The sequence below is a fragment of the Plantactinospora sp. A48 genome, assembly GCF_055793945.1.
In genome coordinates this window covers 35,128-61,255 of sequence record NZ_JBTIXF010000024.1, presented here as the reverse complement: position 1 = coordinate 61,255, position 26,128 = coordinate 35,128, and the positions used below count along the sequence as shown (strand labels likewise).

16 protein-coding genes are annotated in these 26,128 nt (G+C 73.7%); 12 read left to right on the top strand and 4 right to left on the bottom strand.

The annotated features are described in order from the left end of the window. Positions 1-4: 4 nt before the first annotated feature. The 3 genes from ACXN5W_RS15000 to ACXN5W_RS14990 are packed head-to-tail and all read right to left on the bottom strand — an operon-like array spanning position 5 to position 3,425. Positions 5-1,543 (bottom strand): pyridoxal phosphate-dependent decarboxylase family protein, encoded by a 1,539-nt coding sequence (locus ACXN5W_RS15000; protein ID WP_473158884.1) that lies wholly within the window; start codon positions 1,541-1,543, stop codon positions 5-7. 2 nt (positions 1,544-1,545) lie between these two features. Beyond that, positions 1,546-2,394 carry a siderophore-interacting protein gene (locus ACXN5W_RS14995; protein ID WP_473158883.1) on the bottom strand — a complete coding sequence of 283 codons (849 nt, stop codon included), beginning with the start codon at positions 2,392-2,394 and terminating at the stop codon, positions 1,546-1,548. Beyond that, positions 2,394-3,425 carry an ABC transporter substrate-binding protein gene (locus tag ACXN5W_RS14990; protein ID WP_473158882.1) on the bottom strand — a complete coding sequence of 344 codons (1,032 nt, stop codon included), beginning with the start codon at positions 3,423-3,425 and terminating at the stop codon, positions 2,394-2,396. The genes ACXN5W_RS14995 and ACXN5W_RS14990 overlap by 1 nt, the downstream gene beginning before the upstream one ends. Before the next feature lie 214 nt (positions 3,426-3,639). Between ACXN5W_RS14990 and ACXN5W_RS14985 the strand changes: the two genes are divergently transcribed. The 5 genes from ACXN5W_RS14985 (at position 3,640) to ACXN5W_RS14965 (ending at position 9,397) form a co-directional block, all read left to right on the top strand. Beyond that, the gene (locus ACXN5W_RS14985) at positions 3,640-4,587 is read left to right on the top strand and encodes a FecCD family ABC transporter permease (protein WP_473158881.1); all 948 of its coding nucleotides are present in this window, start codon (positions 3,640-3,642) and stop codon (positions 4,585-4,587) included. Further along, the gene (locus tag ACXN5W_RS14980; protein ID WP_473158880.1) at positions 4,584-5,672 is read left to right on the top strand and encodes a FecCD family ABC transporter permease; all 1,089 of its coding nucleotides are present in this window, start codon (positions 4,584-4,586) and stop codon (positions 5,670-5,672) included. Before ACXN5W_RS14985 ends, ACXN5W_RS14980 begins: the two co-directional genes overlap by 4 nt. 116 nt (positions 5,673-5,788) lie before the next feature. Then, the gene (locus ACXN5W_RS14975) at positions 5,789-6,577 is read left to right on the top strand and encodes an ABC transporter ATP-binding protein (RefSeq protein WP_473158911.1); all 789 of its coding nucleotides are present in this window, start codon (positions 5,789-5,791) and stop codon (positions 6,575-6,577) included. After that, on the top strand, positions 6,574-8,748 hold the full coding sequence (locus tag ACXN5W_RS14970) for a penicillin acylase family protein (protein ID WP_473158879.1): 2,175 nt from the start codon (positions 6,574-6,576) through the stop codon (positions 8,746-8,748). Before ACXN5W_RS14975 ends, ACXN5W_RS14970 begins: the two co-directional genes overlap by 4 nt. Continuing rightward, the gene (locus tag ACXN5W_RS14965; protein WP_473158878.1) at positions 8,732-9,397 is read left to right on the top strand and encodes a GNAT family N-acetyltransferase; all 666 of its coding nucleotides are present in this window, start codon (positions 8,732-8,734) and stop codon (positions 9,395-9,397) included. Before ACXN5W_RS14970 ends, ACXN5W_RS14965 begins: the two co-directional genes overlap by 17 nt. Before the next feature lie 13 nt (positions 9,398-9,410). Here the strand turns inward: ACXN5W_RS14965 and ACXN5W_RS14960 are convergent, their stop codons facing one another. After that, positions 9,411-10,025: a hypothetical protein gene (locus ACXN5W_RS14960; RefSeq protein ID WP_473158877.1), complete on the bottom strand. Its 615-nt coding sequence runs from the start codon at positions 10,023-10,025 to the stop codon at positions 9,411-9,413. 276 nt (positions 10,026-10,301) lie between these two features. Here ACXN5W_RS14960 and ACXN5W_RS14955 point away from each other — a divergent pair, with 276 nt between their 5' ends. From ACXN5W_RS14955 to ACXN5W_RS14925, 7 genes are all read left to right on the top strand, one after another. After that, positions 10,302-11,537 (top strand): MFS transporter, encoded by a 1,236-nt coding sequence (locus tag ACXN5W_RS14955; protein WP_473158876.1) that lies wholly within the window; start codon positions 10,302-10,304, stop codon positions 11,535-11,537. A 400-nt stretch (positions 11,538-11,937) separates the two neighbouring features. Beyond that, on the top strand, positions 11,938-12,927 hold the full coding sequence (gene sbnA, locus ACXN5W_RS14950; RefSeq protein ID WP_473158875.1) for a 2,3-diaminopropionate biosynthesis protein SbnA: 990 nt from the start codon (positions 11,938-11,940) through the stop codon (positions 12,925-12,927). Beyond that, complete coding sequence (sbnB, locus tag ACXN5W_RS14945) at positions 12,914-13,915, top strand: 2,3-diaminopropionate biosynthesis protein SbnB (protein ID WP_473158874.1); 1,002 nt, start codon at positions 12,914-12,916, stop codon at positions 13,913-13,915. The genes sbnA and sbnB overlap by 14 nt, the downstream gene beginning before the upstream one ends. Continuing rightward, positions 13,909-15,678 (top strand): FAD/NAD(P)-binding protein, encoded by a 1,770-nt coding sequence (locus ACXN5W_RS14940; RefSeq protein WP_473158873.1) that lies wholly within the window; start codon positions 13,909-13,911, stop codon positions 15,676-15,678. Before sbnB ends, ACXN5W_RS14940 begins: the two co-directional genes overlap by 7 nt. Next, positions 15,675-16,865, top strand: coding sequence for a trans-sulfuration enzyme family protein (locus ACXN5W_RS14935; protein WP_473158872.1), 1,191 nt, complete (start codon positions 15,675-15,677; stop codon positions 16,863-16,865). The genes ACXN5W_RS14940 and ACXN5W_RS14935 overlap by 4 nt, the downstream gene beginning before the upstream one ends. Beyond that, the gene (locus ACXN5W_RS14930) at positions 16,862-18,118 is read left to right on the top strand and encodes a benzoate/H(+) symporter BenE family transporter (protein ID WP_473158871.1); all 1,257 of its coding nucleotides are present in this window, start codon (positions 16,862-16,864) and stop codon (positions 18,116-18,118) included. Before ACXN5W_RS14935 ends, ACXN5W_RS14930 begins: the two co-directional genes overlap by 4 nt. A 520-nt stretch (positions 18,119-18,638) precedes the next feature. Beyond that, positions 18,639-26,108, top strand: a complete 7,470-nt coding sequence (locus ACXN5W_RS14925) for an SDR family NAD(P)-dependent oxidoreductase (protein WP_473158870.1) — start codon at positions 18,639-18,641, stop codon at positions 26,106-26,108. Positions 26,109-26,128 lie beyond the last annotated feature (20 nt).

Sequence of the window (26,128 nt, the reverse complement as noted above, 5' to 3'; positions counted from 1 at the left end):
ACGGTCAGCCGACCTGGCAGGCGAGGTCGGCGGTGGTCCGCTCGCGCACGTACCGGCTCGCGTGTTCCGCGACGAGTTCCAGCACCTGCCCGACGTCGTGGATCGTGGTCTCGGGGTTGAGCAGGGTGAACTTGAGAAAGTGCGCGCCGTCGACGGTGGTGCCGGCGACCAGCGCGGCGCCGCTGTCGGCGACCGCCTGCCGCGCGTACAGGTTGGCGGCGTCGGTCAGCTCCCGGGCGGGCCCGGTGGGCAGGTAGCGGAACACCACGGTGCTGAGCGACGACCGGGTCACGACCTCGAACCGGGGATCCTCGCTGACCAGCGCCCAGGCGTCGGCCGCGCGGTCCAGCACCTCGTCGAAGAGCGCGCCGAGCGCGTCCGGACCCAGCACCCGCAGGGTGAGCCACAGCTTGAGCGCGTCGAAGCGGCGGGTGGTCTGCAGGCTCTTGTCGACCTGGTTCGGGATGCCCTGTTCGACGGTGCGGGCCGGGTTGAGGTAGTCGGCGTGGTGGGTGGCGTGCCGCAGGACCCGCCGGTCCCGGACCAGGATGGCGCTGGAGCTGACCGGCTGGAAGAAGGACTTGTGGTAGTCGACGGTCACCGAGTCGGCCCGTTCGATGCCGTCGATCAGGTGCCGGCGGGTCGGTGAGACGAGCAGCCCGCACCCGTACGCGGCGTCGACGTGCAGCCACACCCGGGCCGCCGCGCAGTCGTCGGCGATCTCCACCAGCGGGTCGATCGAGCCGAAGTCGGTGGTGCCGGCGGTGGCCACCACCGCCATGACCACGAGACCGTCCCGGTGGCAGCGGGTGATCTCCCGGCGCAGCGCGGCCGGGACCATCCGGCGCTGGGCGTCGGTCTCGACGGTCACCACCGCGTCCGGGGCCAGGCCGAGCAGTTTGGCCGACTTCTGCACGCTGAAGTGCCCGGCCGCCGAGGTGAGCACACGCAGCCGGGGCAGCCTGTCGATCCGGGCGTTACGGGTCGACGCGGCCCGGCACGCCTCCTCCCGGGCCAGCAGCAGGGCCTGGAGGTTGGACTGGCTGCCGCCGCTGGTGAACACCCCGTCGGCGGTCGGACCGAGCCCGATCCGCGCCGCCGTCCAGTCGATGAGGCGCCGCTCGATGAGGGTCGCCCCGGCGCTCTGGTCCCAGGTGTCCAGCGAGGAGTTCACGGCGGTCAGCACGGCCTCGCCGAGCAGCGCGGGAATCACCACCGGGCAGTTCAGGTGGGCGAGGTAGCGGGGATGGTGGAACCAGACGGCGTCGCGCAGGTAGACGCCGTCCAGTTCGTCGAGGGCGGCGGCGGTGTCGCCGAGCGGCCGGTCCAGGTCGATCGCGGCGATCTGCGAGGTCAGGGCCGCGGGGGTGATCCCGGTGCCCGGCCGGTCGACGGCGGCCACCCGGCGGGCGATCCGGTCGACGCCGTCGGCGAGCGCGGCGCGGTACCGCTCGACGGACCCGGCGTGCAGCAGGTGGGCCCGCCCGGAGGGGCTGGTCCCAATGGGCTGTCCCGGCTGTCCCGGCTGTCCCGGCTGGTTCATGGTCAGCCCTCCCCGGCCGGTGCCAGCGCCTCGGCGCGCAGGGCGTCCTCGGACGCGCCCCGCCGCCAGTAACCGGAGAAGGTGACCCGGCGCCGGTCCAGACCCCGGTCGCCGACCAGGTGCCGGCGGACGGCCCGGACCAGGCTCGACTCGCCGGCGACCCAGGCGTACGTGGCACCGGTGGGCAGTCGGGCGGCGCGGATCGCCTCGACCAGCAGTCCGGCGCCGGGTGGGGTGCCGCACCGGACTATCCAGCTCAGCTCGGCCTGAGCGACGGTGGGCAGCCGCCGGATGTCGGCCGCGTCGGGTACCTCGATGAAGCCCCGGACCCGGGAGCCGGCGGGCAGCCAGTCGAGGATCCCGGCGACCGCCGGCAGCGCGGTCTCGTCGGCGGCGAGCAGGATCAGCCCGGTGTCGTCGGGTGGCTGGAAGCAGACGCTGCGGTTGTCCGCCACGGCCGGGCCGAGCAGCACGACCCGGTCGCCGGGCCGGGCCCGGCCGGCCCACCGGGATGCCGGACCGGTGTCGCCGTGGCTGACGAAGTCGATGTCGACCTCGGCGTCCTGCGGGCGCTGGGCCACGATGGTGTAGGACCGCATCACCGCCCGGACCTCCGGGTCCATCGCGCGGTACGCGCCGAACCAGTCCGGCACCTCGTCGGCGGGCAGCACCGGGCCCGGCTGCCCGGGATGCGGCAGGAACAGCGAGACGCTCTGGTCCCGGCCGCCGCCGGCGAACCCGGTCAGGTCGTTGCCGCCGAAGGTGACCCGGATGGTGCTGGCGCCGATCCGTCGCACGGCGACGACCCGCGCGGTGAAGAAGCGGTACTGGAGGGCGAGCGCGGTACCCATCAGCTCACCTTCTTCGCGGCGCGGATCGCGGTCGCCAGGTTCTCCAGCAGGGGTGCGGCACCGGCGTAGGAGAAGCGGGGCACCGCGTCCCACGGCGTGACCTGGTTGGCCCGGACCGCCGGTAGCTGGGTCCAGGTGGGCCGGCCGGCGAGGTCCTTGGGTTGCAACGCGGTGCTGCGGTTGTCCAGCAGGATCAGGTCGGCCGGGAACTTCCCGGCGTTCTCCCAGCTCAATGCCGCGAAGTAGTCGCCGGCCGCCAGCTTGGTGGGCCGCACGATGTCGACGCCGAGTTCGGCGAAGTACATCAGGTCGGTGCTGACCTTCGGGTTGGAGACGTAGAACAGGTCGGGGCTGCCGGAGCAGGCCAGCACCCTGATGCCGGGGTTCGCCCGGACCGCCTGGCGGACCGACTCGGCCGCCGCGTCGAACCGGGCCCTGGCGTCGGTGACCTTCTTCGCCGAGAGGTCGGCGCCGAGCGATTCGGCGAGTTGGGCGTACCGCTCGATGGGTTTGGTCATCGGCACCCGGGCGGTGGTGATCGCGACGCTCGGCGCGAGCGGCAGGATCTTGTTCCTGCTCTCGTCCGGCACGTACCAGAGCGCGCCCGGGTCGTACATGTGGGTGACGAGCAGGTCGGGGCGCAGGGCGGCGTACTTCTCCACGCTGAACTCGCCCCAGGCGTTGCCGAGGACCTCCACGCTGTCCAGGTTCAGCTCGCCGGCCTGCGGATCGGCCGTGCCGTCGGCGCGTTTCGTCTCGCCGAACACGCCGACGATCTGCCGGTCGAGTCCGAAATCGACAAGTGCGGCGGCGGTGCCGGTGAAGGCGACGACCCGGGCCGGCCGACTGCCGGCGGTCACCGTCCCATTACGGTCGTCGGCGAACGACCAGGGACCAGCACTGCTGGTGGAGGACGGTTTGGCGGCGTCGTCGGCGCTCCCGCAACCGGCCATCAGCAGGGCTACGGTGGCGGCTCCGCCGGCCAGGAGACCGCGGCGAGAGAGGTGGCGAGCAGGCACGGGATCAGGCATGGGTGTCGACTTTCGATCAGGGTCGCAGATGACCATGGACAAGCGAGGTTAGGCTAACCTAACCTAACTTCCTGTCAAGTCATGTTCGGCGTTTCCCACACCGGAGCCCACACTGTCCGTCATCGAGTCATCACCCGACGGTGCCCGCACGGTCACCGCCCGCCCGGCCCGGCGGACCCGGGCCACCACCCGGACCGCCGGCCTGGCCTCGGCGGTGGCGCTGCTCGGCGTCGTAGCCGTGCTCAGCATCGCCGTCGGCCCGAAACAGCTCCCCCTGGCCGACGTCTGGTCGGGTCTGTGGCACCGCGAGTCGGCCGAGTACGCGGTGGTCCACCTGATGCGCCTGCCCCGTACGCTGCTCGGACTGCTCGCCGGCGCGGCGCTCGGGGTGGCCGGCGCGGTCATGCAGGCGCTCACCCGAAACCCGCTGGCCGACCCCGGGCTGCTCGGCATCAACGCCGGTGCCTCCGCCGCGGTCGCCAGCGCCGCGCTGCTCGGGGTGACCGCGATCGGCGGCTACGTGTGGTTCGCGCTGCTCGGCGCGGCCCTGGTCACCGCGCTCGGCTACGCCGTCGGCGGCGGCCGGACGGCCACCCCGGCCCGGCTCGCCCTCGCCGGCGCGGCCCTCAACGCCACCCTCTACTCGTACGTCAGCGCGGTCATGCTGCTCGACTCCGCCTCGCTGGACCGGCTCCGCTTCTGGACCGTCGGCTCGCTGGCCACCGCCGACGCCTCGACCGTGACCCGGGTGCTGCCGTTCCTGCTCGTCGGCCTGCTGCTCGCGCTGGCCACCGCGCGCCCACTCAACGCCCTCGCCCTCGGTGACGACGCGGCCCGGGCGCTCGGTGCCCGTCCCGCGCTGATCCGGGCGGCCGTGATCACGGCCGTCACCCTGCTCTGCGGCGCGGCCACCGCCGCGTGCGGCCCGATCGTCTTCGTCGGACTGCTGGTGCCGCACCTGGTCCGCGCCCTGACCGGGCCCGACCTGCGCTGGCTGCTGCCGTACTGCGCGGTGCTCGCCCCGGTGCTCCTGCTCGGCGCCGACGTGCTCGGCCGGGTGCTCGGCCGACCGGGAGAACTCCAGGTCGGCATGGTGACCGCGGTGCTCGGTGGGCCGCTGTTCCTCTGGCTCGTCGTCCGCCGTCGATCGGCCCGAGCATGAGCGCGAGGAGTGAGCCGGTCCTGCGAGCCCCGCAGCCGCGAACAAGGAGGACGGCGCAGACCGTGCTGCGCCTGCCCGGCGGGTTCTCGCTGCGGTTCCGCCGCCGCGCGCTGGCGGTCGGCGTCGGCTGCGCGCTGCTGGCGGCCGGCCTGGGCACAGTGGCGGTGGCCGGCGGCGACTACCCGATGACCCCGGCCGACGTGCTGCGGGTGCTGACCGGTGGCGGCAGCCCGGCCGAGTGGTTCATCGTCTACCAGCTCCGGCTGCCCCGGCTGGTCACCGCGCTGGTGGTGGGTGCGGCCCTGGCGCTGGCCGGGGCGGTGTTCCAGTCCCTGGTCCGCAACCCGCTGGGCAGCCCCGACGTGCTCGGCTTCACCCAGGGCGCGGCGACCGGCGCCCTGGTGGTGGTCGTGCTCGGCGGCAGCAGCCTCGCGCTGTCCGGCGCGGCGGTGGCCGGCGGCGTCGCCACCGGCCTGCTGGTGCACGGGATCGCGTGGCGCAACGGCGTCCACGGCTACCGGCTGGTGCTGGTCGGCATCGGCGTCACCGCCATCCTCACCGGGGTCAACGGTTACCTGCTCACCCGGGCGCCGCTGATGGACGCGGCCCGCGCGCTGCGCTGGCTCACCGGCAGCCTGGACGGACGCGGCTGGTCCGACGCGCTGCCGCTGCTGGTCGTGCTCGCCGTGCTCGCGCCGGTGGTGCTGCTGGGCTGCGGCCCGGCGCTGCGGATGCTGGAGCTGGGCGACGACACCGCGGCCGCGCTGGGCGTGCCGGTGACCCGGTTGCGGCCGGTGCTGCTCGCCGCCGCGGTGCTGCTGGTGTCGTTCGCGGCGGCCGCCGCCGGGCCGGTGTCGTTCGTGGCACTGACCGCGCCGCACCTGGCCCGGCGGCTGACCCGCTCCCCCGGCCCGAACCTGGTGCCCACCATGGGGGTGGGCGCGACGCTGGTGGTCGGCGCCGACCTGCTGGCCCAGCGGGCGTTCCCCGGGCACCAGCTTCCGGTCGGCGCGATCACCGGCGCGATCGGCGGGGCGTACCTGGTCTGGCTGCTGGCGGCGGAACGAAGGGCGGGCCGACTGTGAACACCCCCGGTACGACGGACACCCCCGGTACGACAGCCGGCGACGAGAAGGGAGCGACACCGGTGCGGACCGACACACCGACCGGGACCGGAAGCCCACGGCTGACCGGCACCCGGATGACCCTCGGCTACGACCGGCGGATCATCGCCGAGGAGCTGAGCGTCGCCATCCCGGACCGCTCGTTCACCGTGATCATCGGACCGAACGCGTGCGGCAAGTCCACCCTGCTGCGCGCGCTGGCCCGGATGCTGCGGCCCACCGCCGGAGCGGTGCTGCTGGACGGCACGGACATCCACCGCCGGCCGGCCCGCCAGGTGGCCCGCACCCTGGGGTTGCTGCCGCAGTCGTCGGTCGCCCCGGACGGCATCACGGTCGCCGAACTCGTCGCCCGCGGCCGCTACCCGCACCAGGGCCTGCTGCGGCAGTGGTCCCGGGACGACGAACGGGTGGTCGAGGAGTCGATGGCGGCGACCGAGGTGACCGACCTGGCCGACCGGGCGGTCGACGAGTTGTCCGGCGGCCAGCGGCAACGGGTGTGGCTCGCCATGGCGCTGGCCCAGCGGACCCCGCTGCTGCTGCTCGACGAACCCACCACGTACCTGGACATCGCGCACCAGATCGACGTCCTCGACCTGTGCGCCCGGCTGCACGAGGAGCAGGGTCGTACGCTGGTCGCGGTGTTGCACGACCTCAACCACGCCGCCCGGTACGCCACCCACCTCATCTCGATGCGCGACGGGCGGGTGGTGGCCGCCGGTGAGCCGGCCCGGGTCGTCACCGCCGAACTGGTCGCGGAGGTCTTCGGGCTGCCGTGCCGGGTGATCGCCGACCCGGAGACCGGCACACCGCTGGTCGTCCCGGCGGCCCGCCGCGCCGCCGGCCGGCTCGCGCCGGAGCCGACGTGACCGCCCGGGTGTTCCGGGACCCGTGGGGAATCCCGCACGTCCGGGCCGCGGACCCGCGGGCGCTCGTGGTCGCGCAGGGCCGCGTCACCGCGTACGACCGGGCCTGGCAGTTGGAGCTGGAACGGCACCGGGCCGAAGGGCGCAGCGCGTCCTTCCTCGGCCCCGAGGCGGTCGGCTGGGACCTGTTCGCCCGGCGGGTCCGGCTGGCCGACACCGCCCGGCGCTGCTACGTCGCCCTCGACCGGGCGACCGCCGCCTGGGTGCGCGGCTACGTCGAGGGCGTCAACGCCGGCCTGGCCGCCGGGGCCGCCCGCGCGCCCGAGTTCGCCGCCGTCGGGCTGACCCCCGGGCGGTGGCAGCCGTGGACGCCGCTGGCCATCTGGCTGTCGCACCACATCCTGTTCGCCGGGTTTCCCGCCAAGCTCTGGCGCGAGCACGTCGCCCAGCGACTCGGTGCGTCCGCGGTGGCGCTGTTCGCCGCCGACGCGATGGCCACCGCCGGCAGCAACGGCTGGCTGCTGGCCGGTGACCGGACCGGCACCGGCGCGGCGCTGCTGGCCGGCGACCCACACCGGATCATCGAGAATCCGGGGGTGTACCAGCAGATCCGGCTGGCCTGCCCGGAGTACGACGTGGTCGGCCTCGCCGTGCCGGGGGTGCCCGGTGTCGCCCACTTCGCCCACACCGGCGGGGTGGCCTGGGCGATCACCAACGCGATGGCCGACTACCAGGACGTGTACGCGGAACGGCTGCGCCGCCACCACGGCGCGGTGCAGGCGTACGGCCCGGACGGTTGGCAACCCGCCGCGGCGCACCGGGAGACCATCGAGGTCGCCGGCGCGGACCCGGTCGAGGTGGAGGTGATCGAGACCGCCCGGGGTCCGGTGGTGGCCGGCGGCCCGGACGAGGAACCGACGATCAGCCTCCGCCACCCGCCCCGGATCCTGGCCGAGTTGGGCTTCGCCGCGCTCCCGGCGCTGCTGCGGGCGCGGACCGTCGGCGACGTGGACGCGGCGGTCGACCGCTGGATCGAGCCGGTCAACGTGCTGATGGCGGCGGACACCGCGGGCGGGCTGCTGCACCGGGTGGCCGGCGCGGTGCCGACGCGGAACCCGGAGAACCGGTTGCGGGTGGTGCCGGCCTGGTCGGCGGAGCACGCCTGGGAAGCCGGGTACGCGCCGACGCCCCGCGCCGAGGTCGTCGGACACGCGGTGATGGCCAACGAACGCGGGCTGGCCGGGCCGCTCGGTCTCGAGTTCGCCCCGCCGTACCGGGCCGAGCGGATCCGGGAACTGCTCGACAGCGGCCGGGGCTGGACGGCCGAGCGGATGGCGACCATCCACACCGACACCCGGCTGGCCGCCGCGGGCCCGCTGCTCGACCGGCTGGGCGCCCTTCCGGGACTGGGGCCGGAGGCCGCCGCGCTGCGCGACCGGCTGCTGCGCTGGGACCGCCGGATGGCCGCGGACAGCCCGGACGCGGGCGCGTACGCCCTGGTACGGGCCGCCGTCGTCCGCCGGTTGGCGGCGCACCCGGTGCTGGCCCCGCTCGCCGACATCCCGGCGTACCCCCGGGTGTTCCAGCCGTGGCTGGCGCTGGTTCCACGGGTCGCGCTGGCCCTCCCGGCCCTGCTGGACGGCCCGCTGCTGCCCGCCGGCGACGTGGCCGCGCTGCTGCGCTCGGCCCTCGACGAGGTCGCCGGGGCACCCGGTCCCGATCCGGACGGACCCACCATGGACGGCCCCGGCGGGGACGTCTCCGCCGTGGACGGTCCCGGGGCGGGCGATCCCGGCGCGGATGACCCCGGCCCGGCCGGCGGCGGGACGCCGCGGTGGGGCGACCTGCACCGGCTGACCCCGTGGCGCGCGTTGCCGGCCACCGAGGACGACCCGGAGCCACGGCCCCGACTGGCCGGAGACCACGACTGCGTCCTGGCCACCTCCAGCGTTCCCGGGGTCACCCACAACTGCCTGCGCGGGCCGGCGGCGCGCTACGTGTGGGACCTGGGCGACCGGTCGCGCAGCCGCTGGGTGGTGCCGCTCGGCGCGTCCGGGGTGGCCGGCGACCCGCACCACCGCGACCAGCAACCGGCCTGGCTGGCCGGCGACCTGCTACCGGTACTCACCGACTGGGACCGGCTCACCGAGGAGCGCGATGAAGACCGACCATGACCCGGCCGCCCTGGACGGGGGGCCCGCCTCGCGCGCAGCGGACGGCACCCCGGATGGCGGTCCCGGCGCGCCGGGCGGGGTTCCCCATCCGCACCGCTACGACCGGGACATCGCCGGGTTCGGCCGGGTGGTCATCCGTCCCGTCGAGCCGGACCGGGACGCCGGTCTGCTGCACGGCTGGGTAACCCAGGAGCGGGCCCGGTTCTGGGGGATGCGCGACGCCAGCCGGGAGCGGGTCCGGGAGATCTACACGTACCTGGATTCGCTCGACACCCACCACGCCCACCTGGTCCACCGGGACGGCCGGCCGGTGGCGCTGTTGCAGACCTACGAGCCGGCCGCCGACCCGGTCGGCGGGTGCTATCCGGTCCAGCCCGGCGACTTCGGCCTGCACCTGCTGATCGGCCCGCCAACCGGGGTGGCGGCCGGGTTCACGGCGGCGCTGCTGGGTGCGCTGCTCGACTTCCTCTGGGCCGATCCGGCCCGGCTGCGGCTGGTCGCGGAGCCGGACGCCCGCAACGCCAGGGCGCTCGCCCGGTTGCGCCGGACCGGCTTCCGGCCCGGGCCGCTGATCGACCTGCCGGACAAGCGGGCCCGGCTGATGTTTCTCGACCGGCCGGCCCACGACCGGCGCAGCCCGCCGGACTGAGTCCGCCCGCGCGTCAACCGTCCCGATCCCCGTCCCAGTCTCCGTCGCGCCGTCGCCGGCGCGGGGCGCGGAGCAGGCCGACGACGTTGGCCGCGGCGACCGCGCCGAGCGTGACCAGGCACAGCCAGAACCCCGGCTGGGTCTGCACGTAGTCACCGACCTGCTTGCCCGCCGGCAGCGGCGTGGTGAGCTGCTCCCGCAGCCGCGACGCCAGCAGGGAACGGACGGCGAGCTGCTCGGCGCCGAGCGCCGACGCCGCCAGGACGGCGAGGATGGCGACGGTGAGCCGGCGGCGCACCCGGCTGGTGAGCACGACCGAGGCGGCCAGGGCGACGATGATCAGCAGCAGCGCGGACCCGGCCAGCGGCCGTACGCCGAGCCTGTCGTCGCGACGCTGTTCCGGTGGGCGCAGCCGGTCCGGCGGGCTGACCGCGGGTTCGTCCCCGGTCACCAGATCCACGCCGGTGTAGGTGGTGGTGCTGCCGGCCGCGCCCCGGCCGTAGCCGCCCGGTGGCGCGCAGGAGACCGCCACGAACGGCAGCAGGAGCAGCAGGCCGGACAGGAAGAGGCCGGCCGGACCCGACCACCTGGTCAGCCGCCGCGCGCCGGCCAGCCGCTGCTTGAGCACGGCGGGCAGCCTACGCGACCGCCCGCGACCGGGCCATCCCGCCAGCGGCCGCCGACCGCCCGCAGCCGCCCGACGTCCGCCACCGGGCTCGGCGTCGTTCGACCAGCCTCTCGGCAGGCGCGTCCGGGCCGCTGGAGAACGGCCTCGGGGAACGCCGCACACCGTTCGGGGCACCGATCCGGCACGTGGACACGCGGTGGCACAGGGCCGTCACGCCATGGAATCATGCGCCTGGCACCGGCGATGCCACTGTCGACCGTTCCCGGGGAGAGCGTCTTGACGATCGGACCACCCGCCGACGACCGCCGGCGGTGGATCGTGCTGGCCGTCGGGATGCTCGCGATGGCGGCCGGCTGCGCCTTCCAGTACGGGCTCGCATACCTGGTCCCCGCGCTCCGCGCGGAGGGACTGACCCTCGGCCAGGCCGCACTGCTGACCGCCGCGCCCAGCGCCGGACTGCTCGCGACCCTGGTCGCCTGGGGCGCCGCCGCCGACCGGTGGGGCGAGCGGGTCGTACTCACCATCGGTCTGGCGCTGGCCGGCGCGGTGCTCCTGGCGGGCAGCACCCTGCACGGCCCCGTCGCGCTGGGGGTGTGCTTCATGCTGGCCGGGGCGGCCGGCGGCTCGGTGCACGCGTCCAGCGGCCGGTTGATCCTGGGCTGGTTCGCGGTACACGAACGCGGCCTGGCAATGGGGTTCCGGCAGACCGCCCAACCACTCGGGGTCGCGGTCGCGGCGCTGGCCCTCCCCCCGCTGGGGGCGTACCGACGGGGCGCGGCGCTCGCGTTCCTCGGCATCTTCTGCCTGGTCGCCGCCGCCCTGGTGGTCATCGCGGTACGCGATCCGCGGCGCGCCGCCGGCACCACGGCACCGCGTACCGGCTCCCCCTACCGCACCCCGGTGCTGTGGCAGGTCCACGCCGCCAGCGCGCTGCTGATCGTGCCGCAGTTCACCGTCGCCACGTTCGCGCTGGTGTTCCTCGTCGACGAGCACGGTTGGACGGCGCAGCTCGCGGGTCAGCTGATGGCCGTCGTCCAGGTGGGCGGCGCGGCGTCACGACTGGTGGCCGGCTGGTGGTCGGACCGCACGGGCTCCCGGATGAGGCCGATGCGTACCCTCGCGGTCACGATCGGGGTCTCCATCGCCGCGCTGACGGTCGGCGTCTTCGCGCACTCCCGCCTGGCGGTGGTGGCGTTGCTGGTCGCCGCCGTGGTGAGCGTCAGTACCAACGGGCTCGCGTACACCGCGGTGGCCGAGTACGCCGGGCGGGCCTGGGCCGGCCGGGCCCTGGGCATCCAGAACACCGCGCAGAACGCCGTCGCCGCGGCCACGCCACCGACCGTGGCCGCCATGATCAGTGGAGCCGGCTACGGTGCTGCCTTCGCGACCGTCATCGCCTTCCCGTTGGCCGCCGCGGCGTTGCTCCCGGTGCAGGCTGAACACCGGGACGAACCCGGGATCGCGGCCGGCGCGGTACCGTCGCGGTCGGGCATGCACCCGTCACCGGAATGACCCGCCGACGCCACTTCGGCGGATTGTCACACGAGTGCGATCGGGCGCGTCGCGCTCACCGTTTTATTTGTTCCCGGATACAACGAAACAGGAACCGGTCAGTGTCCAGTTGCGGACAATCGTTCCAGAACCTGAGATTCGAGCGAGAGTCGGGACCGGTCTCCGGTGCCCGAAGCGCTCTCCGGGGCACTGCCTTCGCACTGACCTGCGACAACATGGGGCCCTTCGGCTCGTAGCACGACTCGTCGAACCATTCACACCCGATCGGCACCGCCAGGGTCGTGGACGCGACAGACGGGATCACCGATACCGCGACGGCCTTGTCCAGGGACGTGGACCGATGTTCCGATGTTGTTCGAGGAGCGGTGACGCGCTTCTCCGATAACGCACGGGGGACGTCATGATCGCTGAACATGTCCACGAGATCCAGTCCACACCACAATTCCTGCGCATTCGCGGATTCGGTGCGCTGCGTCGGCTCTATCTGAAGCTCGAAGGGCTCAATCCGGCCGGGAGCGTCAAGTTCACGACCGCGCGCGGCATGGTCGCGGCGGCCGAACGGGACGGGCGGATCCACGCCGCGCCGGGCCGGCCGGCGACCCGGCTGATCGAGTCCACCTCCGGCAACCTCGGCATCGCCCTGGCCGTGGTCTGCGCGGCGAAGGACTATCCGCTGACCTGTGTCGTCGACCCGAACACGAACCAGTCGGCGACGAACACCATGCGGGCGCTCGGCGCCGAGGTGGTGATGATCCGGGACCGGGACGCCAACGGGGGATTCCTGGGGTCGCGCATCGCGTACATCACCGCCCGGGTGGCCGCCGACCCGAACCTGCTCTGGCTCAACCAGTACGCGAACCCCGCGAACCCGGCGGCGCACGCCACGCACACCGCGCCGGAGATCCTCGACGCCTTCGCCCGGGTCGACTACCTCTTCGTCGGCACCGGCACCGGCGGCACCCTGATGGGCTGCGTCGAGGCGTTCCACCGGCACAGCCCGCACACCCGGATCGTCGCCGTCGACGCCGCGGGTTCGGTGACCTTCGGCGCCCGGCCCGCGCCCCGGCACATCCCCGGGCTCGGCGCCAGCCGGCGACCCGAACTCGTCGACGTCTGCGCGCCCGATGACGTCATCCACGTCACCGAGGCCGACACGGTCGCCGAGTGCCGCCGGCTCGCCCGGACCACCGGCCTGCTCGCCGGCGGCTCCACCGGGACCGTGCTGGCCGCCGTACGCCGACTCGCCCCGGTGATCCCCACCCGCGCCACCGTCGTCGCCCTGTCACCCGATCTCGGGGAGCGGTACCTGTCCACGATCTACGACGACGACTGGGTGGCCCGGCGCGGCCTGGCCACCGCGTGGGAGGAAACCAGCAATGTTCTCCTTTGACATCGTGCCCGGGAAGGTGGTTAAGGAGATCCTCGACGGTTCGGCGCCCGCCCTGGTCGACATCGTCGAGAACACCTACCTGCGGCACGACGCCGGTCTGACCATCAACCCCGACAGCTACTTCCTGCGCTTCCCGCAACGGCCCGACTCCCGGATCATCGCCCTGCCGGCCGCGGCGGACCTGCCGGGCGGGGAGATCGCCGGCATCAAGTGGATCGCCAGTTTTCCCGGCAACGTCCGCGCCGGCCTGCCCCGGGCCTCCGCCGTGCTGATCCTCAACGACCTGACCACCGGCTATCCGATCGCCTGCCTGGAGGCGGCCGGTATCAGCGCCGCCCGGACCGCGGCGTCGGCCGCGGTGGCGGCCCGCGCGGTGGCCCGGCACCTGCCCCCGGCGGGAGAGGTGGGCATCATCGGCGCGGGCGTCATCGCCCGGACCGTCCTCCGGTTCCTGCACCTGACCGGTTATCCCTGCGGGGACGTGCTGGTACACGACCTGGACCCGCTGTCGGCCGACCGGCTCGTCGAGTTCGCCCGCTCCGAACTGGGGCTGCGGGCCAGCCGCGGCGACCTGACCGGGGTGCTCGACCGGCAGACGGTGGTCACCGCCACCACCGCCCTGAAGCCGTACGTCGACCGTCCGCTGCGCCCTGACCAGCTCGCCCTCAACATCTCGCTGCGGGACTTCACCCCCGAGGTGGTGCTGGGGGCGACCAACATCCTGGACGACATCGACCACTGCCTGAAGGCGGACACCTCGCCCCACCTGGCCGAGCAGCGGGTCGGTAACCGGGACTTCGTGACCGGCACCATCGCCCAGTTCGTCCGTGGCGACCGGCGCCCCGAACCGGGTCGCGGCGTGCTCGTCTCACCGTTCGGGCTGGGCGTGCTCGATCTCGCGGTCGGCCGGTTCGTCCTCGACCGGGCCCGGGAACGGGGCGTCACGGTCCAGGTGCCGGACTTCTTCGGCGAGACGAGCCGATGGTGAAGCCGCTCCGGATCGCCGTGGTCGGCTGCGGTCCACGGGGCCTGTCGGCCGTCGAGCGGATCCTCGCGTACGCCGCGACAACCCCCGACCGGGAGGTGACGCTGTCCATCGTCGAGCCCGGTCCGCTCGGCGTCGGCGTGCATCACCGGGACCAGCCCGACTACCTGCTGCTGAACACCGTCGCGGCCCAGTTGACGATCTTCTCTGATGAGCGGATGGTGCCGGACGCGCCGATCAACGAGGGACCCGACCTGTACCGCTGGTGCCGGGAGAACGGGGTGACCGTGCCCGACGTCGGTGGGCCGCGCGGTGTCCGCTTCGACGATTTCCTGCCCCGCCGCCTGCTCGGTGACTATCTCGCCTGGGCCGCCGACCGGTTGCTCTCCCGGGTGCCCGACCGGGTCCGGGTGGACCGCCACCGGCAGATCGCCACGACCGTCGAGCCGGCCGGGTCGGGGGCCCGGGTGACCCTGGCCGACGGGACGGTGCTGACGGTCGACCTCGCCGTGATCACCACCGGTCACGGGCTCACCGCCGCGACCGGCGCCGTTCCCGGCCGTCCGATCCCGCCGACACCGACCGACGTACCCCGGCCGGCTGATCCGGCCGGACCGGCCGACGCACCCCGGCCGGCCGACCCGTCCGGACCGGCCGGTGCCTGGATCGCCGAGCCTTATCCGCTGCCGGACACCGTCGCAGGCATCCCGGCGGGAGCGCGGGTCGCGGTGCTCGGGACCGGCCTGACCGCGATGGACGTCGTCGCCGCCCTGACCGTCGGCCGGGGCGGGCGACACGTCGTGACGGACAACGGCCACCAATACCTGGCGTCCGGGGACGAACCCCGTATCGTGTTGGTCAACCGTGGCGGCTGGCTGCCCGCCGCCCGCCCCCGCATCCCGCGCCAGCGGCATCCCGGCGCGGTCCGACGGTTCACCCGGCAGACCGTGGAGGAGCTACGCACCCGCACTCCCGACGGACGGCTCGACCTGTGGCGCGACGTGGAGCCGCTGATCGTCGCCGATCTGGAGGCCGGCCTCGACAAGCAGGCCCGGCAGGTGGTCCGCCGGCTGTTCGGCATCGCGGAGAGCTGGTCGGACGCGGACGAATGGCGTACCGCCGTCCTGGCCCAGGCCCGCTGGGACCTCGCCGAGGCGGCCCGCGGGCTCGGCCAGAGCGTCCTGAAGGACCGCCTGGAACTCCTGCGGGATCATCGGGAAACGCTGCGCACCGTGGTGGACCAGCCGGGGCTGACCGAGGACGGTCATCGGGACTTCTTCCGGTCCTTCACCGCGACGGTCAACCGCTCGGTGATCGGTCCCCAGCGGGAACGCATCGCCGAGTTGATCGCCCTCACCGATGCCGGCCTGCTGGGTCTCGGTCCCGGGCCGGCGCCCGATCTCGCCCGCACCGCCACGGGTTGGGAGCTACGGTCCACCGCGTTCAAACAGCAGTCGTGCCTTCCCGTCGACGTCGTCGTGGTGGCCAACCTGCACTGGCCCGTCGTCGACCCGGCCCACGACCCGGTCACGGCCTCGGTGCGGCACTGGGCGGCACCCGGACGCGGGCCGGGCGAACTGGACCTCACCCGTGACGGCCACGTCCGGCACCGCGCCGGGCACGTCACCACCGGTGTCGCCGTCTTCGGGCCGCCGGCCGAGGGCGCGAGCTACTACAACCACTACGTACCGTCACCCGGGATCTGGTCCCGGGCGCTGACCGACCTGGACCGTGTCCTGGCGACGCGATTCCACAGTGACCGATGAGGAGCGACGACACCATGATCACCGTCCAGCCCCCTGGGCGCGTCTCGGCCGACACGGCGGTGGCGCAGGCACTCGGCAGGCGTGCCACCGACACCGGAGCCTTCCCGGCCCCCGTCTCGGTCGGTGTCACCTACGTCCGCGATGCCGACTACGCGCTGCCAGCCGGGATGGCCTACCAGCGCGACCAGGGGAACCCGGGATTCACCCAGGTGGAGGAGCTGCTCGCCCACCTGGAGAACGGCACCGACGCCCTGCTCGTGTCCTCCGGGATGGCCGCCTGCACCGCCGTCTTCCAGGCGCTTCCGGCCGGTGCCCGGGTGGTCGTGCCGGAGGTCATGTACTTCGGCCTGACCAGGTGGCTGCGCACGTTCGGCGTGGCGCAGGGGCTGGAGGTCGTCGAGGTGCCCACCGGTGATCTCGACGCCATCCGGGCGGCCCTGGCCGCCGCGCCGACCGCGCTGCTCTGGGTGGAAACGCCCGCCAACCCGACCTGGACGGTCACCGACGTGGCGGCCGCCGCCGAGCTGGCCGCCGCCGCGGGTGCGGTGCTCGCGGTCGACAACACCGTGCCGACCCCGGTGCTGACCAGGCCGCTGGAGCTCGGCGCGAACATCGTCATGCACTCCTGCACCAAGTACCTCAACGGGCACGACGACGTGGTCGCCGGTGCCCTGGTCACCGACGGGTCGGTCCCGCAGCTGTGGGAGCGGATCCGGCTGCAACGGCAGTTGGCCGGCCAGCTGCCGGGCAGCCTGGAGGCGTACCTGCTGCTGCGCGGGATGCGGACGCTGACCGTCCGGATGCGGGCGGTGTGCGCCTCGGCGCTCACCATCGCCGAGCACTTCAGCGAGCACCCGGCCGTGCAGCGGGTGGCGTACCCGGGGCTGACCTCCGACCCGGGACACAAGGTGGCCAGCGCCCAGATGGTCGGCGGTTACAGCGGGATGCTCTCGGTCTTCCTCCGTGCCGGTGGCCGGGCCGCCCTCGGGACGGCGAGGTCCACCCGGCTGTTCCTGCCGGCCACCTCGCTGGGCGGCACGGCCAGTCTGATCGAGCACCGGTTCACCTTCGAGGGGCCGGGCAGCCGTTCGCCGGAGAACATGCTCCGGCTGTCGATCGGATTGGAGGACACCGCCGAGCTGATCGCCGACCTGAGCGAGGCGATCCGGTCCGGGGCGCAGGGATGAGCGGCCTGCGCGGGCAGGTCTCCCTGTCGGCCATCGTGGCCGGGCTGATCGCGGTGCTGGTGTCGTACTCGGGGCCGTTCGTGGTGGTGCTGGCCGCGGCGCGGGCGGCCGGCCTCACCGAGGCCCAGACCACCTCGTGGGTCTGGGCCATCTCCATCGGCAGCGGCCTGACCTGCCTGGTGCTGAGCCTGATCAGCCGGATGCCGGTGATCACCGCCTGGTCGACGCCGGGGGCGGCCCTGCTGGTCGGCTCGCTCGGCGCCTACCGGTACTCCGACGCGGTCGGGGCGTTCCTCTTCGCCGCCGTCGGCATGACCATCATCGGGTTCTCCGGCCTCTTCGGACGGATCCTCGCCCGGGTGCCCGCCGGGATCGTCTCGGCGATGCTCGCGGGCATCCTGCTGCCGTTCGCGCTCGGGGCGTTCCAGGCGGTGCCCAAGGCGCCGGCGGTGGTGCTGACCGTGCTGGCCGGCTATGTCGTCGGCCGCCGCTTCCTGCCCCGGTACGCCGTCCTGATCGCGCTGGCCGGCGGGATCGCGGTCGCCGCCGCCGACCACCAGCTCAACCTCGCCGGGGTCCAGCTCGCGGTCGCGACACCGCGGTTGACCGTCCCGACATTCGACGTCTCCGCGCTGGTGAGCATCGGGTTGCCGCTGCTGGTCGTCACGATGGCCTCGCAGAACGCGCCGGGTCTCGGCGTGCTGCGCGCCAGCGGATACGTGCCCGACGACCGGCTGTTGCTGACCGGCACGGGCCTCGCGTCCGTACTGTTGGCCCCGTTCGGCAGTCACGGCATCAACCTGGCGGCGATCACCGCCGCGATCTGCACCGGCGAGGAGGCGCACCCCAACCCCCGGAAGCGGTACGTGGCCGGCGTGGCCTGCGGCATCTTCTACCTGATCTGCGGCCTGCTCGGCACCGGCCTGGTGCAGTTCTTCACCGCGCTGCCCAGGCCGCTGGTCGCCGCCGTGGCCGGGGTGGCGTTGCTCGGGGCGCTGCTCGGTGGTCTGGTCGGCGCCATGGATGACGTGCCGGCCCGGGAAGGCGCCCTCGTGACCCTGGCCGCGACCGCCTCCGGGCTGACCATGGCCGGCATCGGGTCCGCGTTCTGGGGGCTGCTCGCCGGCGTCGCCGTGCATCTGGTCCTGACCCTGCGCCGGCGCCCGGCCGGACCGGCGGAGCCCGAACCGGACGAGGCGTCGCGGGAGCGGTCGCGCCCGGACGACGAACGCGCGCCGGCGAAGGTGACCTGACCGCATCCCGCGCGGACCGCTGGAGCCCCGATCGTCACCGGCCAACCGGGTGACGGTCGGGGCTTTCGTCGTGTCGCCTCCAAATGTCCGACCCGGCGCCGCGGTGGGTTGTCCGGGCTGGCCGGTCGGGCCTCAATGCCGACTTTCATGATCGCCGTCATCCGGCATACAGCGACAAAACGCTCGTTCAGCCGGATGGACAGGCCCTTTTTGGTGGCGGTATTACACACAGTTGCCGAAGGCAACTGTGTCCCATTCGTCCCGGGAAACCGAAGATGACAACAACACAAGCCCACTTGTGAGTGATACCGGTTACAGGACCATTGACCAGCGCCTTAGTAAGGAGTTCTTAGGATGGTCGTCTTTTTTCCGTCACATGTAACCGAGATGTAACTGAGCGACATTAGCTTACAGCCCAGCGTTACATCTACCGCAGCAAATCCAACGTGGACACCATCAGTCCGGCCGACGATCCGGCCCATCGCACCGTCATTCCCTCACCACCCCCAGTGGGAGTCCGATGAGTATCGCACCACACCCCCGTGACCTGATCATGGCTCTCAGCCCGGCCGGCTCCCTGGAGCCCAGCCCACGAATCACGGCCGCCGCCTGCGCCGCCGGCGCACTCGGCGTACTCGACCTGGCCCGTGGCGACGACTGGGCGCTACGCGCGCTCAGCCAGGCCGCGTCCTGGTCACCCGTCCCGGTCGGCGTCCGGGTTCCACCCGGCTGTACGGCCACCCCCGACGCGGTGGACCGCGCCGCGCCCGGCGCCGTCGACCTGGTGATCGTCGCCCCGGACAGCCCCTGGTCGCTGTCGGACATCACGTCGAGCTACCGGGTGATCGTCGAGGTGACCAGCCGCGCCGAGGCGCGGGCCGCCGCGTCCGGCGGAGCGCACGGGCTGATCGTCCGGGGCACCGAGGGCGGTGGCCGGGTCAGCGACCTCAGCTCCTTCGTACTGCTCCAGCAGATCGTCGACGACGGCCTCGACCTGCCCATCTGGGTGGCCGGCGGGATCGGCCCGCACACCGCCGGGGCCTGCCTGGTCGGTGGCGCCGTCGGCGTCGTCCTGGACACCCAGCTCGCCCTCATGCCCGAGTCGGACCTGCCGACCGACGTACGGACCGCGATCCGCCGGATGGACGGCTCGGAGACCGTGCTGGTCGACGACACCTTCCGGGGCCTGCGCCGGGGCGGCCCGCAGGACGCCGGCTCGGAGTTGCTGCCGGTCGGCCAGGACGGTTGGCTGGCCACCGTCTTCGCCGCGCGCTGGGCCGACACCGCCAGCGCGGTCCGGGCGATGCGCGCGGCCATGCTCGACGCCGCCACCGACCCGGACGCCGGCAACCTGCTGCTGCCGGGCGCTCCCCTCGCCGACGCGCTCGGGGTCCGGGTGCCCGTCGCGCAGGGGCCGATGACCCGGGTCAGCGACGAGGCCGGCTTCGCCGAGGCGGTCGCCGCGGGCGGCGGGCTGCCGTTCATCGCGCTCGCCCTGAACTCGGCCGACCAGTGCCGCCGGATGATCAGCGAGACCGCACAACGGCTCGGTGACCGGCCCTGGGGGGTGGGCGTGCTCGGTTTCGCCCCCGAGGAGTTGCGGACCGCCCAGCTCGCCGTCATCCAGGAGTTCCGCCCGCCCTACGCGATCGTCGCCGGCGGCCGGCCGCCCCAGGCACGGGCCCTGGAGGAGCACGGGATCGGCTCCTTCCTGCACGTCCCCTCCCCCGGCCTGCTGCGGCAGTTCCTGCGCTCCGGCGCCCGCAAGTTCGTCTTCGAGGGTGCCGAGTGCGGCGGACACATCGGACCCCGGTTCAGCTTCCCGCTGTGGGAGGCCCAACTGCTGGTGCTCGACGAGTTCCTCGACACCGACCCGACCGCCGCCGACCAGCTACAGGTGTTCTTCGCCGGCGGCATCCACGACGCCCGCTCGGCGGCGATGGTCGCGGCCATGGCGGCGCCGTTGGCCCGTCGAGGCGGCCGGATCGGGGTGCTCATGGGCACCGCGTACCTCTTCACGGTCGAGGCCGTGGAACAGGGCGCGGTACGACCGCTGTTCCAGCGCGAGGCGCTCGACGCCGAGCGGACCGCCCTGCTGGAGACCGCACCGGGTCACGTCACCCGCTGCCTGCAAACCCCGTTCGCCGACGACTTCCACCGGCTCCGCACCGAACTGCACAGCGCGGGCGCCGAGAACCGCGCGGTGTGGGAGCAGTTGGAGCTGCTCAACGTCGGGCGGCTGCGGATCGCCAGCAAGGGCCTGCGCCGCAACGGCGACGTCCTCGAAGCCGTGGACGAGACCGTCCAGGAGGCCGAGGGCCTGTTCATGGCCGGTCAGGTCGCGGTGCTGCGGCACTCCCCCACCACCGTCGCCGACCTGCACGCGTCGGTCAGCACGGGGGTACGCGACTACCACTCCGCCCGGGTCGCCGCCCTGCGCGACCCGCTCGCCCCGGCGGAACGGCAGACCGAGGAGCCGGCCGCCCCGCTGGACATCGCCATCGTCGGAATGGCCTGCATGCTGCCCGGCTCACCGGACCTCGACAGTTTCTGGCGTACGGTGCTGGCCGGCACCGACGCGGTGACCGAGGTCCCGGCCGACCGCTGGAACACCGACATCTACTACGCACCGGAGGTCGGGCCCGGCCAGGCCGGCCGGATCAGCGTCTCCAAGTGGGGCGGCTTCATCGAACCGGTGCCCTTCGACGCGATCGGCTACGGCATCCCCCCGACCGCGCTCGGCAGCATCGACCCCACCCAGCTGCTCGCCCTGGAGGTGTCCCACCGGGCGCTGGTCGACGCCGGTTACCCGTACGACAGGCCGGGGCTGGACCACTCCCGCACCGGTGTGGTCTTCGGGGCCGAGGCCGGCAGCGACATGGGGCACGCCCAGACCCTGCGCACCATGCTCCCGGCGTACCTCGGCGACGTGCCCGAGGAGATGGAGGAGCTGCTGCCCACGGTCACCGAGGACAGCTTCCCCGGGGTGCTCGCCAACGTGATCGCCGGCCGGGTGGCCAACCGGCTCGACCTGGGCGGGCCGAACTACACCATCGACGCGGCCTGTGCCTCCTCGCTGGCCGCCATGGACGCGGCCTGCAAGGAGCTGATCAGCGGCGACAGCGACCTGATGATCTGCGGCGGCGCCGACCTGCACAACGGCGTCAACGACTACCTGATGTTCACCTCGGCGCACGCGCTGTCCCCGACCGGCCGGTCCCGGCCGTTCGACAGCACCGGTGACGGCATCGCCCTCGGCGAGGGCGTGGCCTGCGTCGTGCTCAAGCGGCTGGCCGACGCGGAGCGCGACGGGGACCGGATCTACGCGGTGCTCAAGGGCCTCGGCGGGGCCAGCGACGGGCGGGCCCTCGGGCTGACCGCCCCCCGGCCGGAGGGCCAGCGTCGCGCGCTGGACCGGGCCTACCGGCGCAGCGGGGTCTCCCCCCGGGACGTCGGGCTGGTCGAGGCACACGGCACCGGCACGGTGGTCGGCGACCGCACCGAACTGGAGACGCTGACCCGGATGTTCCTCGACGCCGGCGCGGAGCCGGGCGGGTGCGCGCTGGGTTCGGTGAAGTCCCAGATCGGGCACACCAAGTGCGCCGCCGGGCTGGCCGGGGTGCTCAAGGTGGCGCTGTCGCTGTACCACGGCGTCCGGCCGCCCACCATCCACCTGCAACGGCCCAACCCCGCCTGGCACCCCCAGCAGAGTCCGTTCGCCTTCTACACCGAGGCCCGCCCCTGGCCGGCCCCGGCCGCCGAGCGGATCGCCGGGGTGAGCGCGTTCGGGTTCGGCGGCACCAACTTCCACGCGGTGCTCGGCGCCCACGCCAACGCCCCGGAACCCCGGCACGGTCGGCGGAGCTGGCCGGCGGAGCTGTTCTGTTTCCGCGGCTCCGACCGGGCCACCGCGCACCGGTCGGTCCAGCAGTTGCTGGACCGGGTCACCACCGAAGGTGACGGCCAACGGGTCCGACCGGGACGGTTGGCCGCGCTGGCCGCGTCGGTCGCCGCCGACGCAGCCGGCCGGTCCGGTCCGGTCCGGGTCGCCGTCGTCGCCCGCGACCTCAGCGAGCTGGAGACGCTGCTGCGCCGAGCGCTGGCCGGCGAGCACGACCCGACGCGCGGGCTGGTCCAGCCGGCGCAGGTCGATCCCGTCGACCCGGGCCGGGTGGCGTTCATGTTCCCCGGTCAGGGCAGTCAGCGACCGGGTGCGCTGGCCGAACTGTTCCTGTCCTTCCCGGAGCTGCGGTACTACCTCGAACTCGACCGTCCGGCGGCGGAGCTGCTGTTCCCGCCGGCCGCCTTCGACTCGGCCGGTCGGCGCGAGCAGGAGGAGCGGGTCCGCGACACCCGGATCGCCCAGCCGGTGCTGGGCATCGGCGGGCTGGCCATGGACCACCTGCTGCGCCGCCTCGGCGTACGACCGGACATGACCGCCGGGCACAGCTACGGGGAACTGGTCGGGCTGTGCGTCGCCGGCGCCTTTGACGCGGCGACGCTGATGGACCTGAGCCGGAAGCGGGCCGCCACCATCCTCGACGCCTGCGGGACGGATCCCGGCACCATGGCGGCGGTCCGCGCCGCCCCCGACGAGGTGGCCCGGATCATCGCGAGCGCCAACCTGACCAGCGAGGTCGTGTTGGCCAACCGGAACTCCCCGAACCAGTTGGTGATCTCCGGCCCGACGGCGAAGGTCCGCTCGGCGGTGGTCGCGCTCAAGGAAGCCGGGCTGTCGGCCAAGCCGCTCCCGGTGGCCTGTGCCTTCCACAGCCCGGTGGTGGCCGGCGCGGTGGCCACCTTCGCCGAGGTGCTGGGTGACCACCGGATCGACGCGCCGCGCATCCCGGTCTGGTCCAACCTGACCGCCGCGCCGTACCCCGGAAACGCCGACGGGGTGCGCCACCACCTCGCCGAGCAGATCGGCGAACCGGTCCGGTTCGTCGAGCAGATCGAGGCCATGTACGCCGCCGGCGCACGGACCTTCGTCGAGGTCGGCCCCGGGCAGGTGCTCTCCCGCCTGGTCACCGAGGTCCTCGGCACGGAACGACCGCACCGGGCGATCGCGTGTGAACGCGGACCGAACGACGGGCTGCGCGGGTTCCTGATCTCGCTCGCGGAACTGGCCTGCGCCGGCCTTCCGGTACGCACCGACTGGCTCTTCCAGGACCGGGTGACCACCGAGGCACCCGGCACCGCACCAAACCGTCGTCCGATCTGGACGGTCGACGGAATGCTCGTCCGGGACCAGCACGGCAACAGCCTTCCCGGTGGCATGACCCCTCCCCGACGGATCAAGGAGCTGTCGATGACCCCTGCGCACAGCACCACCGCCACCGAGACGAACCCGGGCACCCCGGCGACCGGCGGCCAGGACATCAGAGGTGCACTGCTCAGCGAGTACCTCCGGACCACCCGAGAAATGATCGCCTCGCAGCGCGAGGTGATGCTGGCCTTCCTCGGCGACACCGGAGGTGGCAGCCGGCCGGCATGGCAGCCGACCGAGGAGTTCCTGGCCGAGGGCGGCCACCCGAACGCGGCCCTGTCCGCCGTCGTCGTTCCACCGGCGGTGCCGGCCACCGTCGCGACGGGCAACGGCGGTCCGGTGCTGACCACGGCCGCCGCGCCCGCGATGCCGGTCGCCCCGGCAGTGACCCCGACCGTCCGGCCACCCGTCGTTCCCTCCATCGTCCCGGTCTCGCCCGCGGTGGGACCCATCGCCCCCGCGCCGCCGGTGGCCGCGGCACCGATGACCGCGGCGCCCATGGCTGCGGCACCAATGATCGCGGTACCGATGACCGCCGCGCCGGAGGCCGCCGGGCCGGGCGTCGCCGACTTCCAGAACGCGATCCTCGCGGTCATCAGCGAGCGCACCGGCTACCCGGTCGACCTCATCGAACTCGACCTCGACCTGGAAGCCGACCTGTCCATCGACTCCATCAAACGGGCCGAGGTCGCCGGCGAGGTCGCCCAACGACTCGAACTCAGCGTCGAGGGCGACGAGAGCGAACTCGAAGACCTCGTCAAGGCCCGCACCGTCCGCGCCATGGTCACCTGGCTCGACGAGAAGATGGCCGGCAACGTACACCTGTCGGTCTCCACCACCGGCCCGGTGGCCGCCCCGGCCGCCCCGGCCGCCCCGGCCGGAGCCAGCCTCGCCGACTTCCAGAACGCGATCCTCGGTGTCATCAGCGAGCGCACCGGCTACCCGGTCGACCTCATCGAACTCGACCTCGACCTGGAAGCCGACCTGTCCATCGACTCCATCAAACGGGCCGAGGTCGCCGGCGAGGTCGCCCAACGACTCGAACTCAGCGTCGAGGGCGACGAGAGCGAACTCGAAGACCTCGTCAAGGCCCGCACCGTCCGCGCCATGGTCACCTGGCTCGACGAGAAGCTCAATGCCTCGGTCACGGCCAGCGCCACCCTCACCGCCACCACCACCCTGCTGGAGCCGGCCGTCCAGCCGGCGACGGCAGCTGCCGCGCCAGCGGTGGCACCGGTCGTGGCACCGGCCCCACCGCCGCTGGCCGGCGGCGACCTGGGCATCGCGCCGAAGCGGCTGGTCGCCCTGGAGCAGGTCCGCAACGAGGCGCCCGGCGACCCCGCCGCGCTGGCCGGCACCCGGTTCCTGATCACCGGTGGCGGCGCCGTCGCGGCCCAGCTCGCGCAGCTGCTCGGCGCGTACGGCGCCAACGGGCAGCTCGGGGTGCTGGACAGCGAGCAGGCCGGCCAGGGCTTCGACGGGGTGCTGGTGCTCGACGGGCTCACCGCGCTCGACGAGCCGCTGCTGCCCGCCGTGTTCCCGCTGCTGCAACGGGCCCTGGCCACCGGCCCGCGCTGGCTGCTCGCGGCCGGGGCGGGCGAGGCCGCCGACGGCATGCCCGGACTGTTCCGCACCATCGCCCGCGAGTACCCGCAGCTGACCGCCCGCTTCCTGGCGGTGGACGCGGGGGTCGCGCCGGAACTGCTCGCCCGGCAGGTCCTCGACGAGTTGCTCATCACCGCCGAGGCCCCCGTGGTGAGCCGTCGCGGCGCCGACCGGTACGTGGCCGACCTGGTCCCGGTGGACCTGGGGGCGCTGGCCGCCGGCGGCGCCGGACCGGCCGGCGAGGGGGTGGCCGAGGCCGCCGCGATCGGCCTGGAGCCGGACTCGGTGGTCGTACTGATCGGCGGGGCGCGCGGCATCACCCCGTGGTTCGCGCGCGCCCTCGCCACCGCCAGCCGGTGCCGGATCGAGCTGGTGGGTCGTACCCCGGTGCCGGACGGCCCCGAGGACCCGGCGCTGGCCGCCGCCGTTGACAAGGCGGCGCTCGTCGCCGCCCTGGCCCGGCAGGGCGGGCGGACGCCCGCCGAGATCGACCGGACCGCACAGGCCATCCTGGCCGCCCGCGAGGTGACCGCGACGGTCAACGAGCTGGCCGGGCTGGGCGGCCTGGTCCGCTACCACGTCCTCGACGTACGGGACGCGGCCGCCACCCGGGAACTGCTCGCCGGCATCCGGGCCGAGTACGGTCGCCTCGACGGGATCGTCTACGCCGCCGGGGTCATCGAGGACAAGCTGATCGCCGAGAAGGACCCGGCGTCGTTCACCCGGGTCTTCGAGACGAAGGTGGGCGGGGCGCGCGGCGTCCTGGCCGCGCTGGCCGAACTGCCCGACCAACCCCGGTTCACGGTGCTGTTCGGCAGCATCGCCGCCGCGTACGGCAACCGGGGTCAGGCCGACTACGCGGCGGCCAACGACGCCCTGGACACCATGGGCACCCGCTACTCGGCCCGTACCGGAGCGCGGTGCCTGACCGTGCACTGGGGCCCGTGGGCACCCGGCGCCGGGCACCCCGGCATGGTCACCGCCGAACTGGCCCGGGAGTACGCCCGGCGCGGCATCGGCCTGATCGACCCGGAGGAGGGCGCGATGGCCCTGCTGCGGGAGCTGGCCTGGGCCGACCCGAAGAACACCTCGGTCGTCTACACCGCCTCGGGATGGTGACCGCGATGACCCGGTCCTTA